The sequence below is a fragment of the Ruegeria sp. BHSA162 genome (assembly GCF_059613385.1).
Window position 1 is genome coordinate 96,531 of record NZ_JBXWSK010000003.1, and the last position, 12,720, is coordinate 109,250.

The 12,720-nt window shown below is 60.4% G+C and carries 14 protein-coding genes; 9 read left to right on the top strand and 5 right to left on the bottom strand.

The features are described from left to right. The first annotated feature begins 119 nt into the window (after nucleotides 1-119). The 4 genes from AC2FM5_RS02030 to AC2FM5_RS02045 all read left to right on the top strand — a co-directional run bounded on the left by AC2FM5_RS02030 (nucleotide 120) and on the right by AC2FM5_RS02045 (nucleotide 3,015). Entirely contained in the window at nucleotides 120-1,367 is a 1,248-nt protein-coding gene (locus AC2FM5_RS02030; RefSeq protein ID WP_496733623.1) for a flagellin N-terminal helical domain-containing protein, read from the top strand. Nucleotides 1,368-1,445: 78 nt separating this feature from the next. Further along, entirely contained in the window at nucleotides 1,446-1,820 is a 375-nt protein-coding gene (gene flaF / locus AC2FM5_RS02035) for a flagellar biosynthesis regulator FlaF (protein WP_170369173.1), read from the top strand. Next, on the top strand, nucleotides 1,820-2,221 hold the full coding sequence (gene flbT, locus AC2FM5_RS02040; RefSeq protein WP_170360764.1) for a flagellar biosynthesis repressor FlbT: 402 nt from the start codon (nucleotides 1,820-1,822) through the stop codon (nucleotides 2,219-2,221). The genes flaF and flbT overlap by 1 nt, the downstream gene beginning before the upstream one ends. Before the next feature lie 32 nt (nucleotides 2,222-2,253). Then, entirely contained in the window at nucleotides 2,254-3,015 is a 762-nt protein-coding gene (locus AC2FM5_RS02045) for a DUF1217 domain-containing protein (protein WP_496733626.1), read from the top strand. A 108-nt stretch (nucleotides 3,016-3,123) separates the two neighbouring features. Here the strand turns inward: AC2FM5_RS02045 and AC2FM5_RS02050 are convergent, their stop codons facing one another. From AC2FM5_RS02050 to AC2FM5_RS02060, 3 genes are all read right to left on the bottom strand, one after another. Next, nucleotides 3,124-4,695, bottom strand: coding sequence for a DUF427 domain-containing protein (locus tag AC2FM5_RS02050; RefSeq protein ID WP_496733628.1), 1,572 nt, complete (start codon nucleotides 4,693-4,695; stop codon nucleotides 3,124-3,126). A 103-nt stretch (nucleotides 4,696-4,798) separates the two neighbouring features. Next, nucleotides 4,799-5,500, bottom strand: coding sequence for a winged helix-turn-helix domain-containing protein (locus tag AC2FM5_RS02055; protein WP_093964234.1), 702 nt, complete (start codon nucleotides 5,498-5,500; stop codon nucleotides 4,799-4,801). Next, the gene (locus AC2FM5_RS02060; RefSeq protein ID WP_093964235.1) at nucleotides 5,472-5,759 is read right to left on the bottom strand and encodes a hypothetical protein; all 288 of its coding nucleotides are present in this window, start codon (nucleotides 5,757-5,759) and stop codon (nucleotides 5,472-5,474) included. Before AC2FM5_RS02060 ends, AC2FM5_RS02055 begins: the two co-directional genes overlap by 29 nt. Nucleotides 5,760-5,935: 176 nt before the next feature. Here AC2FM5_RS02060 and AC2FM5_RS02065 point away from each other — a divergent pair, with 176 nt between their 5' ends. The 4 genes from AC2FM5_RS02065 (at nucleotide 5,936) to AC2FM5_RS02080 (ending at nucleotide 9,870) form a co-directional block, all read left to right on the top strand. Further along, on the top strand, nucleotides 5,936-6,400 hold the full coding sequence (locus AC2FM5_RS02065) for a hypothetical protein (RefSeq protein ID WP_093964236.1): 465 nt from the start codon (nucleotides 5,936-5,938) through the stop codon (nucleotides 6,398-6,400). Between the two features lie 111 nt (nucleotides 6,401-6,511). Then, nucleotides 6,512-7,129 (top strand): ribonuclease HII, encoded by a 618-nt coding sequence (rnhB, locus tag AC2FM5_RS02070; RefSeq protein WP_496733631.1) that lies wholly within the window; start codon nucleotides 6,512-6,514, stop codon nucleotides 7,127-7,129. A gap of 106 nt (nucleotides 7,130-7,235) precedes the next feature. After that, a complete protein-coding gene (locus AC2FM5_RS02075; protein ID WP_170341272.1) occupies nucleotides 7,236-8,339 on the top strand; it encodes a site-specific DNA-methyltransferase in 1,104 nt (367 codons plus the stop codon). A gap of 145 nt (nucleotides 8,340-8,484) precedes the next feature. After that, entirely contained in the window at nucleotides 8,485-9,870 is a 1,386-nt protein-coding gene (locus tag AC2FM5_RS02080) for an adenylate/guanylate cyclase domain-containing protein (protein WP_170369176.1), read from the top strand. A 6-nt stretch (nucleotides 9,871-9,876) separates the two neighbouring features. Here the strand turns inward: AC2FM5_RS02080 and AC2FM5_RS02085 are convergent, their stop codons facing one another. Together AC2FM5_RS02085 and mutY are read right to left on the bottom strand one after the other, a co-directional pair. Continuing rightward, nucleotides 9,877-11,013 (bottom strand): alkane 1-monooxygenase, encoded by a 1,137-nt coding sequence (locus AC2FM5_RS02085; RefSeq protein WP_496733634.1) that lies wholly within the window; start codon nucleotides 11,011-11,013, stop codon nucleotides 9,877-9,879. 23 nt (nucleotides 11,014-11,036) lie between these two features. After that, nucleotides 11,037-12,128: an A/G-specific adenine glycosylase gene (gene mutY, locus AC2FM5_RS02090; protein WP_496733636.1), complete on the bottom strand. Its 1,092-nt coding sequence runs from the start codon at nucleotides 12,126-12,128 to the stop codon at nucleotides 11,037-11,039. Between the two features lie 81 nt (nucleotides 12,129-12,209). On the opposite strand from mutY, the gene AC2FM5_RS02095 reads away from it, so the two are divergent. Continuing rightward, entirely contained in the window at nucleotides 12,210-12,716 is a 507-nt protein-coding gene (locus tag AC2FM5_RS02095; protein WP_170341278.1) for a DUF721 domain-containing protein, read from the top strand. Nucleotides 12,717-12,720 lie beyond the last annotated feature (4 nt).

The window sequence follows — 12,720 nt, forward strand, 5'->3', positions numbered from 1 at the left end:
GAAAGAAGGTGGCGCGAACACCGATCGGTAGCTCGCACAGGTCAGAACGACAACACGTCCGCCAATGATGGTCGGGCGTCACTGGGCGAAGAAGGCCCGAATGGAAAAGGATGAAAAACATGTCCAGCATTCTGACAAACAACGGCGCGATGGTTGCGCTGCAGACTCTGAAATCGGTCAACAAGAACCTTGCAGCAACCCAGAACGCGATTTCGACGGGTAAGGATGTCGCTACGGCCAAGGACAACTCGGCCGTATGGGCGATTTCCAAGGTGATGGAATCCGATGTCAACGGTTTCAATGCGATCAAGGATAGCCTGGCACTGGGTGAATCGACTGTCGCCGTGGCCCGGAACGCTTCGGAAACCGTGACCGACCTGCTGACCCAGATGAAGAACAAGATCGTCGCCGCGCAGGAGGACAACGTCGACCGCGGCAAGATCAATGATGACGTAGCCGCCCTGCGGGACCAGATCGCATCGGTGGTCGGTGCCGCACAGTTCAACGGCCTCAATCTTGTGGACGGGTCAGCGGGCACCGCATCGATCCTTTCGTCGCTGGATCGCGACAGCGCTGGCAACGTGACCGCGTCGTCGATTTCGGTGGCCAGCCAGGACCTGTCGACCGGTGGATATGCCAGCAAGGGCGTTCTGACCGGCTCGGACAACGCGACCACTGACAATGACGCCGCCGGGTTCACAATGGACAAGTCCGGCGGGTCCGGTGATATCGTGATCGACAGTTCGACCGACAACTTCGCCGTCGGTGACAAAGTGTCGATCACCATCGGGGACAAAGTTGCATCATACACCGTGCAGGCCAGCGATCTGGACCCTTCGGGAACCTATGACTCTGCCTACACAGATGCCATCGTGGCAGTGGGGCTGAAGAACCAGATCGACGCGCTTGGGATCACCGGTGTAGCGATCGACTATGACTCCAGCGCGCCGGGCACTCTGTCCTTCGTGACCGGGACCGCAACCGCTGGCGCTGACGCAGATCGCGACGTAACCGTTTCGGCCCAGTTCACCAATGCCGGTTCTGGCGGTCTTGGTGCGCTGTCGTCGATTGACGTTTCGACCAGTGCCGGCGCTGCCGCAGCACTGGGCACGATCGAAACCTTGATCGACACGGCGATTGACGCGTCGGCCGCGTTCGGTTCGGCGCAAGGGCGGATCGAGACCCAGAAGGAGTTCATCTCGAACCTGACTGACTCTTTCAAATCCGGCATCGGCTCGCTGGTGGACGCCGATATGGAAGAGACCTCGGCCCGTCTGCAGGCCCTGCAGGTCCAGCAGCAATTGGCGACACAATCGCTGTCGATTGCCAACCAGGCCCCGCAGTCGATCCTGTCGCTGTTCCGCTAAGGCGGAAACTTGGTCGGGGCGTGACCAACGCGCCCCGGCTGTGACTGCAAATACGACCGCCTTTTGAAAGGAATTCAAGTGACCCCGCAAACGCTTGCCCAACGGGCATATGCTCAGTCCGCCGCTCCGACGCGAACCCCGCGTGATACCGAATATGAGGCGATTTCAAAGATCACGCATCGGCTCAAGGCAGCGGCCGCGCGCAAAGCCTCGGATTTCGCGGGCTTTGTTCAGGCCCTGCATGAAAACCGCCGCTTGTGGTCCGTTCTGGCCAACGGCGTCGTGGATTCGGACAATGCACTGCCGAATGAGCTGCGCGCGCGGATCTTCTATCTGGCCGAGTTCACCGAGCAGCACACGGGCCAGGTTCTGGCCAGCAAGGCTGGGGTCGAGCCGCTGCTTGAAATCAATCTGGCGGTTTTGCGCGGGCTGCGTCAGCGGGGGACCGCGTAATGGGCGGGCTGGTTCTGAAGCTGGCGCCGAAAGAGCGGGTTTTGATCAATGGCGTAGTGATTGAGAACGGCGATCGGCGGACCCGCTTTTCAATCATGACGCCCGAGGCAAATGTCCTTCGGTTGCGCGACGCGATACATCCCGACGAAGTGACAACCCCGGTCCGGCGCGTGTGTTACGCGGCCCAGCTGGTCCTGTCCGGAGATCTGGAAGCCGGAGACGCAAAACAACAGCTGCTGCGACGGATCGAGGAACTGAGCCAGGTCTTCACGGATGTCGACAGTCGCCAGGTCCTGGCACAGGCGACCGAAGCCCTGGTAACCGAGCAGTACTACAAATGCCTGAAGGCGCTTCGATCGTTGCTGCCGCGCGAAGAGCGTCTGATGGCCTATCGGCAATGACATTCCTGCCGGTCATTCCAACTGGGGGTATCGTGGGGTGGCGTTTTTTGCAGCGCACCTATGACGCCCAGTTGCAGGCCTTTTCCACCTCGGCGGTCAATGACCGGGACACGCAGTATTTTGTGGAAAACATCCGAAACGTCCGCTCGGCAGAAGATCTGGTCTCTGACCGACGCCTGCTGCAGGTCGCGTTGGGCGCGTTCGGATTGGAAGGTGACCTGGACAATCGGTACTTCATTCAAAAGGTCTTGTCAGACGGTACGAGTTCGGATGACGCCCTTGCGAACCGGCTTGCTGACAGCAGATATCGGGAGTTTTCCGAAGCATTCGGCTTGGGTCCGGGCGAAGTTCGGAAAACCGCACTGATCACTGACATGGACAAGATCGCTCAGAAGAATGTCGTCGCCCGGTTCGAAAGCTCGGTCGGAGAAACCGACGACTCGATGCGGATCGCACTTTTTGCCCAGCACGCTTTGAAAGACCTTGCCGGGCAGTCCGGAAGCGAGACCAAGAAGTGGTACGATCTGATGAGCCTGCCGCCGTTGCGCAGCATGATGGAAACAGCGTTGGGCCTGCCGTCAAGCTTTGGCCAGCTGGATATCGACAAGCAGCTGGACGTATTTCGGGACAAGCTGAGCAGAGTGACCGGTTCGCCGAACCTTTCGCAGTTCGTCGATGCCGATGCAATTGCCGAACTGACGGATACTTATCTCGCCCGAACTCAGATCGCACAGATGCAGAGTTCGATTTCTCCCGCGCAAACTGCGTTGATTTTGCTGGGCGCCGCAAGTTGAACCGTTCGGGCTAAGGTCAGTACCTCGCGCCAGGATCAGAAAGCGCACCAGTGCCGTGCGCAGCTATGAATGGCTATTTGGGATCGGGGGGGCAAGGGTGCCGGATGCTCAGGCATCCAGAACCGTGTCAGCGGATGTCTGCAAGGCAAAAGACATCACCGGATGCGAAACGTTGTGCAAGTCGACCGGCCCCAATGGAACGGCCCGGGAACAGGCCGGCTCGATATCTTCGGAAACGACGATCCGATGGCCATTGAGCTTGCCGAACTCGCCCAACCGCGCCGCGACATTGGCTGCATGTCCGATCACCGTGAAATCAAGCCGCTCGCGCGAACCGACATTTCCGTACGTAACACGCCCGAACGATACGCCGATCGAGCAATCGCATTGCCGGTTCTTGTCGGAGCGACGCAGCTCGGCCAATTTCTCGACGATTTCAACGGCACTGCGCTGAGCGTCTGACCGTGCCTTGCCGGGGTCCTCACCTGCCGGGAAAACCGCAAGAACGGCGTCGCCGATGAATTTTAGAACCTCACCGTCGTTGTCGTGGACGATGCCGGACACCGTTTCGAAGAATTCGTTCAACAGGTTGATGTATTCCGTGCGGCCCAGATCCTCTTCCAGGCTGGTCGAGTTGCGCAGGTCACAGAACATGATGGCCGCGTCGATGTCATCGCCGTCGCCGCGACGAATGTCGCCGCCCAAAACGCGGGCCCCGGTTCGTTTGCCCACATAGGTCTCGAGAAGGGCCTGAGAATTCTCGCGCTGCATGAACACCTCATAGTAGCGGGCGATGACGGCCGAGCACTCAAAGACAAGCCCCAGGTTTTCCGTGGTAAAGCCGTTGGGGTGGTCGCAGGTCAACGTCAGGACATTGATACGCCCGTCGGAAAACGGCAGAGGCATTGCCACGTAATCGGTGCCCCCCTTTGCGCGCAGGTCCTCCATGATGGGGAAACTGTTGTGGGGGTTGTCTACGTTCAGCCGTTGCCGAACGCCGCCCAATCCGTTCGAGACATGCCGCAAGGGGCTGTTGATGAACGCGGGGTGGTCGTGAATCTCGTAGGTTGGAATATTGGTCGAAATCTCCTCGGCACCCTTTTCCCAGATGTAGTGCTTGCCTGCGATCAGGGGATGCAGCGACCAGACAAGGATGCTGAGACGTTGAATGGCGATGCCGTGTTCCAGCATTTTTTCGGCCAGGGTCTTGGTGAAATCTTCCGGTGATGAGATCGACCCCGCGCCACGCATCAACCAATCGATCAACGGGCCGCTGATGTTGCCGTCTCGCGGTTGGCGCAATTGATTGTCGCCCAGATCGATATGAGTGTAGGCCGCCGGCATGAAGCCGATGTGACCCTGAATGGCTTTGCTTTCAGGCAGGGAATCCTCGTAGGCCCAAACCGAGTTTGCCAACCGTTCATCGCCAATCAGGACATCGTGATAGGTTGCCGTGCCCTTGAACGGGCAGAAGGTCTGCAACTCGGTCTCGCCGCTCAGATCAACGCGCACGTCTTCGCGCGGAACATAAATCGCAGGCGGCAGCCGGGTTTCATACATGACCTTGGCATTCGTGCTTTCAGCCAGAAGGATGTCATCGCGGTAGATGGCAACCCTGCCGTCAAGCGTTTCGATCGAAATTCCGTAGCCGTTCGTATTCCGTGTGGCGTGGACATTCATCGGCCGTCTCCCTTGCCCGGGTCCCTAGAGGATGGGCTTTTGCAGCCCGATTTCCAAGGGGCGCAACACAGAATTTACCGATCGCGATCCACGGCCGAGGTGGTCAGACCATCTGGATCACGTCTTTTTCGATCGCCAGCATATAGCCCTTTTTGGCGATGTTTTTGACCAACAGCTCGCTGACCATCTGATTTCCCAGCGCGTCCCGCAGCCGTTTGATGCGCGTGGCCCCGGCAGCTTCGTCACAGTCCGATATGTCTCGGCCAGAGATCATGGCTTCGATCTGAACCCCCGACAGCACTTCGTCGTCGAGACGGGACTCGGCCAAGACGGCCAGTGTTTCCATCGCTGCGGGCGTCAGCTTGAAATCCATGTTGTTCAGGTAGACGGTGTTCTCTTCGCGACTGATCAGCAGCGACGTGACCTGGATTCCCGTGCGCTCGATCTGGGCCATTCGACGGTTCAACGTCACCAGCATCACCAGAAAGACCAAGGCGGCCAACAGCATGGCCGTGGCAAAGATCAGCAGCACGAAGATCACCATCCGGTAGCTGGCCAGCGTGTCGGCAAATGCGGTTCCGGATTGCGCGAGGATCTCCAGCAATCGGATTTCAGCCTGGGTGGTCAGATCGCTTTCGACGAACAGCCGCTCGACCCGTGCGTTGAACGCATTGGCATCGGGCAGGGTCCAGAACAAAAAGGCTGCGGCCGTGATCAGGATCACGACGATTGCGGCGATGCCTGCTCCGACCAGCCGGGTGCCAGACCGCCGAGCCTCAGAAACGGAGATAGAATTTTCCGGCATTGGCCTTCCTTTGATCCAACCCTTCCGGTCCAAAAACGCTGATCACGTTGAGCAACGTCCACCCCGAGGATTTCAGCCTTTTGGCCACCTCTTGCTTGGCTTGCCCCTTTTTGCAGGCGGACACCTGCATCACGCCATAGTGCAGGCGCAGCGGGTTGTCCTGTTTGGCCTTGTAATCGGCATAGCATTCGGCCGCCGAAACGGTGGTGCTCAGCGATATCAACGTCGCAACGACCAGGAAAGAGAGGATCTGTTTCATAGGCTGCATCCTGCGCATGGCTTGGCACGATATTCAATATCTCAAAGGGTTTGCGGCGATGATATCGGATAACACTGGGCCGTTATTGCTTGTCTGTCGGCGGGTGGCCGAAAGCTGTTGCATCAGTTTCGCGGTCAGCCAGTGGCGCCGCGTCCAGCTTTGAAAGGACACTTGTCATGCACCGGAAGTTCATCGCCCTCGTCGTCGCCACCGCAGTCGCCATCACCGGCGTTTCCGCATCCCAGGCCAAGGCGGCCGACGCCCATGATATTCTGGGCGGGTTGGCGGCCATTGCCATCATCGGTGCGGCCGTCAATCACTATAACAAGGAAAAGCGCAAAGAGCGTGTCACCCGGCAGAACAACTATGTCCACCAGCCGCAAAACGTTCGGCCCGATCATATCCGCCCGCTGCCCCGGCGTGTCGCCCGCTATGACCTGCCGCAGCGTTGCCTGAAGACCTACAACGGCTATTCGAAGAAACGTCCTTTGCTGGGGCCGAATTGCCTCGAGAAACACTACAAACATGCCAATAGCCTGCCACAACAGTGCAAAGTGGGGTTCTGGGACGGCAAGAAGGTGAAGCGGGCCTACGAACCCGCCTGCCTGCGCCAGAAAGGATACCGTGTGGTTTACCAGTAATCGGTTTCGAGCAGGAGCAGCGCCGCAGAAGCGCTGTACGGGAAGGGGGCGGCCTGGGTCGCCTCCTTCTTTTTTGTTGCGGTTCGGACCAAAAAGCGGTTTGCCGAGGGGATGACGACTCCGACGTTTGAATTGGAACAGGCGCTGATTGCGCAGGGCTATCCCCGAATAGCAGGTGTAGACGAGGTGGGTCGCGGCCCGTTGGCCGGTCCGGTCGTGGCGGCCGCGGTCATTCTGAATCCGCAGGACATCCCCGACGGTTTGAATGACTCCAAGAAGCTGACGGCGCGAAGGCGGCGCACCCTTGACGAAGATCTGCGCGCCCGGGCCGAGTTTGCCATTGCCGAGGCGTCGGTTGAGGAAATTGATGACCTCAATATCTTGTATGCCTCTCATTTGGCGATGGAGCGCGCCGTCGCCGCCCTGCATCCTGCGCCGGACTACCTGTTGATCGACGGCAATCTGATCCCCAAAGGGCTGACCTTGCCGGCGCAGGCTGTGGTCAAAGGGGACGCGAAGTCAGTCTCGATTGCGGCGGCGTCGATCCTTGCAAAGAATTGGCGCGATCAACTGATGGTGGATTTGGCGCAACAGCATCCGGGCTACGGCTGGGAAACCAATGCGGGCTATCCGTCCAAACAGCATCGCGAGGCGCTGCAAAATCTTGGGGTGACCCCATACCATAGACGTTCATTCAAGCCCGTCCACAATATCTTGTATCAAGAGTAAATCGTAACCCTCTGATTCAAAAAAGAATTTGACGCCGAATCCGGTTTGACTCATCCTAGTCTCAACCAAATGAGCGCAAAAGCGCCGTGGAACTTGAGGCAGAGACATGACAACTACCAAGACAAAGGGCGCATCCGCGCTCCCTTTAAACACGATTCTATCTGGCGACTGCATCGAGGTGATGAACAGTCTGCCCGAGGCGTCGGTTGACCTGATTTTTGCGGATCCGCCATATAATTTGCAGCTGAAAGGACAGTTGCATCGCCCGGACAACAGCCAGGTGGATGCGGTCGATGATCATTGGGACCAGTTCTCGAGCTTTGCCGCCTATGACCAGTTTACCCGCGAGTGGCTGAAGGCCGCGCATCGCCTGCTCAAGCCCAATGGGGCGATCTGGGTGATCGGCTCGTATCATAACATCTTCCGCGTGGGCTCGGCCCTGCAGGATGCGGGCTATTGGATTTTGAACGACGTGATCTGGCGCAAGTCGAACCCGATGCCGAATTTCCGCGGCAAGCGGTTCACCAACGCGCATGAAACGATGATCTGGGCCAGCAAGCGGGAAGGGGCGAAATACACCTTCAACTATGAGGCGCTGAAAGCCTTGAACGAAGGCGTGCAGATGCGCAGCGACTGGGTGCTGCCGATCTGCACGGGCCACGAGCGCCTGAAAGATGAAAACGGTGACAAAGCGCACCCGACGCAGAAGCCCGAGTCGCTGTTGCACAGGGTTCTGGTTGGTTCGACCAATCCGGGTGACGTGGTGCTTGACCCGTTCTTCGGCACCGGAACCACCGGCGCGGTGGCCAAGATGCTGGGCCGCGAGTTCATCGGGATCGAGCGTGAGGACAGCTATCGCAAGGTGGCCGAAAAGCGCATCGCCAAGGTGCGCAAGTTCGACCGTGACGCGCTCGAGGTCAGCGCCAGCAAACGCGCCGAGCCGCGCGTGCCCTTCGGCCAGTTGGTCGAACGCGGCATGTTGCGCCCGGGCGAAGAGCTGTATTCGATGAACCAGCGGCACAAGGCCAAGGTGCGGGCCGACGGCACGCTGGTGGGCGACAACATCAAGGGCTCGATCCATCAGGTGGGCGCGCATCTGGAAAACGCGCCGTCCTGCAATGGCTGGACATACTGGTGCTTCAAGCGCGACGGAAAAACCGTTCCGATCGACGTGCTGCGCCAGCAGATCCGGGCCGAACTGCACAACTGATCACACCAATACCGCCGGTGCCTGTGGCCTGACACATGGTACCAAGCCTTGCCCCGCCGAACCCGGCGGGGTCTTTTGTTTTGTGCCCCGTGATGTTTGGATGGTGCGACCCCATATCCCGCTACATAGCGAGGGAGCATCAGAAATGTCTGATACCACGGCCAGCCAATCCCGGTTTCAGCGGTTTTTCGTGACCACGCCGGACAAATTCAATTTGGACAACAAATACACCGAAGCCGCGCTGGAACGGCACAAGCGCGAGGGGCTGGAACTGGCCGTCCGCGCCCGCTGGATCGCCATGGCGTTGACCGGTGTCCTGCTGGTGTTTCTGAATCCGAACTGGGATGTGATGTGGTATCATTTCATCCTGCTGCTGCTCTGCGGCAACGGCTGGTTGATCCGGCGCGCTGGCCGTGTGGGCCAATCCCGGATCGAGCTTCTGCTGATTTTCGCCGATCTGCTGATCATGACGCTGGGCATGGTCGTTCCCAACCCGTTCAGCGACGATGTGCGCCCGCTGGCGATGCAGTACCGGTTCGACAATTTCCAGTATTTCTTCATCATCCTGGCCGCAGGTACGCTGGCCTATTCCTGGCGCACGGTGATCGCCATGGGCAGCTGGACGGCCCTGATGTGGACGGCGGGCTGGGTCGTCGCCTGGTGGGTGGCCACGCCCATCCCCGGGCTCAGCGAAAAGGTTGCGGCCGCCTTGCGGGGCTATCCGGCCGTGGCTGAATTGTTGGACCCCAACAGCTTCATGGTTCCGATGCGCGTGCAAGAGGTGATCGTGTTCATGATGGTCGCGGTTACGCTGGGCGTGTCGATGCGGCGGCTCAATCGCCTGTTGATCTCAAATGCCGGACTGGAGCGGGAACGCGCCAACCTGTCGCGATACTTCTCGCCCAACGTGGTCGAGGAGCTGAGCCAGAACGACGAACCGCTCAAGCAGGTGCGCAAGGAAAACATCGCGGTTCTGTTCATCGACATCGTGGGCTTCACGAAATTCGCTGCCGGCCGCGACCCGTATGAGGTGATCGAGGTGCTGCGGGGCTTCCATGCGCGAATGGAGGCCGAGGTGTTCCATCACCACGGAACCTTGGACAAGTATCTGGGCGACGGGCTGATGGCCACGTTCGGCACGCCGGTTCCAACCCCGCTGGACGCGGTCAACGCCCTGTCCTGCGCGCGGTCAATGGCTGACATCATCGACCGTTGGAATCTGGAACGCCGACGGGCAGGCGAGCAGGAGATTCAGGTTGGCATCGGTGTTCACTACGGTCCGGTCGTTCTGGGCGACATCGGGGCCAACCGGCTGGAATTCGCGGTGATCGGAGACGCGGTCAATCTGGCTGCCAAGCTTGAAGCAATGACGCGAAAGATGGGTGCGCGGATTGTCATCAGCGACGCGCTGCGCGAAAAGGCCCTAAGCGAAGCGTCGACGGCTGCCGATCTGATGAACGGGTTCCAGCGCCACGATGCACAGGCGGTTGGCGGCGTCGAGCGGCCGGTCGATATCTGGGCGCTGCGTTGACCGCTCTCAGGACCGTGGCATCGGAAGCATTGCCTTGTTGTACGGCTTCCAGTCCGTGATCTCGGGGTAGTACTGTCGCCGCCAAGCCCGCACCCGCGGGTTCATCACACGCCGCCACAGCGGCGGGACCATCGCCGCGATCGTCATCACCGGATAGCCATAGGGCAGTTGCGGGGCCGCTTCGGCAGGGTGGTTCTGCAGCAGCGGAAACCGCCGGTTGGGCTTGTAATGATGGTCCGAGTGGCGTTGCAGATTGATTAGCAGCCAGTTCGAGGCCTTGTGCGCGGCGTTCCACGAATGGCGCGGCCGGACATGTTCGTACTTGCCGTCGCCCAAGTATTTGCGCGTCAGCCCATAATGCTCGACATAGTTGACCAGCTCCAGCTGCCAGATCGCAGTGCCGGCCTGAACCAGGAACAGCCCCAGCCCCGCCCACCCGCCGAGCAGCAGCGCCAGCGCCAGCATCAATCCCTGCAGCGCCCAATACCGCCAGAACGGGTTCGCCCGGTCCGTCCAGTTCAGCCCCTTGCGCGCCAGCTTGGCCTTTTCGGCCTGAAACGCGGACACCAGGCACTGGCGCAGGACGCGCGGGTAGAAGCGGTGGAACCCTTCGTTGTAGCGTGCGGTCACGGGGTCGCGCGGCGTGCCCACATAGCGGTGATGCACCAGCAGGTGTTCGGAGCGGAAATGCGAATACAGAACCATCGCCAGCAGGATGTCGCCCAGCCACCGCTCCAGCCGGCCCTTCTGGTGCATCAGTTCGTGGCTGTAGTTGATGCCGATCGTGCCCGAGATCACGCCCATCCCGAAGAACAGCCCGATCTTTTCCAGTGATGACAGATGTTCGGCGCGGGTGGCGTACCAGATCAGGCCATAGAGCGTGAAAAACTGGACCGGAACCCAGGCCTTGGTCAGCAGGACGTACCAGCGCAGCGCGTCCTCGGGCGTTTCGGGGTCGGCGTTTTCAAGGTTCAGCCCGGTCAGCCCGTCCAGCGCTGCAAACAACCACCAGGTGGACAGCGGCACCAGCAATACCCACCAGCCGCCGGCGAAAGCGGTGAACCACAGGATCGGGATCAATAGGAACGAAACCCAGAAAGGAAGGGCTGTTTGCCAGCGCGACAGGGTGTCAGTCGAGATCATGGTCAGGCTCCGAAACTCTGCCGTCAGGATAATCCTGCCCGATCCATTTTCCCAGATGCAGAACTGCCGCGCCACAGATCATGCGCCTTGCGCATCACGGTCGGAAGATCGCCGGGGCGAAAGGCATGTATGGGCGTCACGACCAACCCCACGGGGTCCACCTCTGCGGGTACGGCGGCGGTCCAGACGCGCAGGATCAGGTGGAAATGGGTAAAGGTATGGCGCACCTCGGCGGGCAACAGGGTCCAATCAGCCGGAAAGGGCGGCGTCTCGGCCGCGTCCTCGGCCCAGTCCGAGCCCGGAAAGCCCAGCATCCCGCCCAACAGCCCCGTTTCCGGTCGGCGCTCCAACAGGATTGCGCCATCGGCGCGCTGCGCGATGTAGACGTGGCCAAGACGGGTGGGCTTCGGCGCTTTGGGTGTTTTGCGCGGCAGGTCGGCCTGTGTTCCGGCAGCGCGGGCCTCGCACGGGTCTCGCAGGGGGCAGATGCCACAGGCCGGAGATTTCGGCGTACAGATCGTGGCCCCCAGATCCATCACCGCCTGGGCATAGTCGCCGGGGCGTTCGTCAGGGGTCAGCGCGGCGGCCTTCGCCTTCAGCAGAGGTTTCGACTTCGGCAACGGGTCGTGGATGTCATGCAGCCGGGCCATGACCCGCTCGACATTTCCGTCCAGCACGGTTTCCGGCCGGTCAAAGGCGATGGCCGCGATGGCCGCGGCGGTGTAAGGGCCGATGCCGGGCAGCTTCAGCAGCGCATCATGGCTGTCTGGAAAGCGGCCGTCGTGCTGCTCCACCACCGCGCGGGCGCATTTCAGCAGGTTGCGGGCGCGGGCATAATAGCCCAGCCCGGCCCATTCCGCCATCACCTGGTCATCGGGTGCGGCGGCCAGCGCCCGGACATCCGGCCAACGCGAGGTGAAGCGCAGGAAATAATCCCGCACGGCGGCCACCGTGGTCTGCTGCAGCATCACCTCGGACAGCCACACGCGGTAGGGGTCGGGTTGCACGCCCGCGGCCCTGTTGGCGGGGCTGACCCGCCACGGCAGATCGCGGGCATGACGGTCGTACCAGGCAAGCAGGCTGCGGCTCAGGTCGAAAGTGGCGGGGTCACGCAAGTTTTATCCATTTCTCTGTCGGGTTTCGCTGGCGCCCGGATGCACGCCCATTACAATAGCGGCGCAGGAGTTGGAAACCAGATGCAACCAAGACGGTCCACCACCCGCGGGTTCAAACGCACCGCGTCCTTGCTGAGCGATCGGATCCGCAAAGCCGGTGAAAGTCGCGGCTTTGCCGTGTCGCGCCTGTTGACCCATTGGGCCGATATCGTGGGCCCCGACATCGCCGCCATCGCCCGACCGGTCAAGGTGGGCTATGGAAAGGGTGGGTTCGGCGCCACATTGACCGTGCTGACCACCGGACCGCAGGCCCCGATGCTCGAGATGCAGAAGGACCGTCTGCGCGACAAGGTGAATGCCGTCTATGGCTACAGTGCCATCAGCCGCATCCGCATCACCCAGACCGCTCCCACAGGATTTGCCGAGGGGCAGGCCAGTTTCGAGCATCGGCCGAAACAGGCGAAACCCACCATCGCACCGGAAGTCGTTGCCGAGGCAGACAAAGTGACGCGCGAGGTTCACGACCAAGACTTGCGTGCTGCCCTTGAACGATTGGGCCGGAACGTTCTATCCAAACAAAAACGCTGAGAAA

What these genes read in the sequence shown, in the direction of transcription:
- AC2FM5_RS02030 (WP_496733623.1), top strand. Translation starts at nt 120, where the DNA reads ATGTCCAGCATTCTGACAAACAACGGCGCGATGGTTGCGCTGCAGACT.
- flbT (WP_170360764.1), top strand. Translation starts at nt 1,820, where the DNA reads ATGGGCGGGCTGGTTCTGAAGCTGGCGCCGAAAGAGCGGGTTTTGATC.
- AC2FM5_RS02050 (WP_496733628.1), bottom strand. Translation starts at nt 4,695, where the DNA reads ATGAATGTCCACGCCACACGGAATACGAACGGCTACGGAATTTCGATC.
- AC2FM5_RS02055 (WP_093964234.1), bottom strand. Translation starts at nt 5,500, where the DNA reads ATGCCGGAAAATTCTATCTCCGTTTCTGAGGCTCGGCGGTCTGGCACC.
- AC2FM5_RS02060 (WP_093964235.1), bottom strand. Translation starts at nt 5,759, where the DNA reads ATGAAACAGATCCTCTCTTTCCTGGTCGTTGCGACGTTGATATCGCTG.
- AC2FM5_RS02065 (WP_093964236.1), top strand. Translation starts at nt 5,936, where the DNA reads ATGCACCGGAAGTTCATCGCCCTCGTCGTCGCCACCGCAGTCGCCATC.
- rnhB (WP_496733631.1), top strand. Translation starts at nt 6,512, where the DNA reads ATGACGACTCCGACGTTTGAATTGGAACAGGCGCTGATTGCGCAGGGC.
- AC2FM5_RS02075 (WP_170341272.1), top strand. Translation starts at nt 7,236, where the DNA reads ATGACAACTACCAAGACAAAGGGCGCATCCGCGCTCCCTTTAAACACG.
- AC2FM5_RS02080 (WP_170369176.1), top strand. Translation starts at nt 8,485, where the DNA reads ATGTCTGATACCACGGCCAGCCAATCCCGGTTTCAGCGGTTTTTCGTG.
- AC2FM5_RS02085 (WP_496733634.1), bottom strand. Translation starts at nt 11,013, where the DNA reads ATGATCTCGACTGACACCCTGTCGCGCTGGCAAACAGCCCTTCCTTTC.
- AC2FM5_RS02095 (WP_170341278.1), top strand. Translation starts at nt 12,210, where the DNA reads ATGCAACCAAGACGGTCCACCACCCGCGGGTTCAAACGCACCGCGTCC.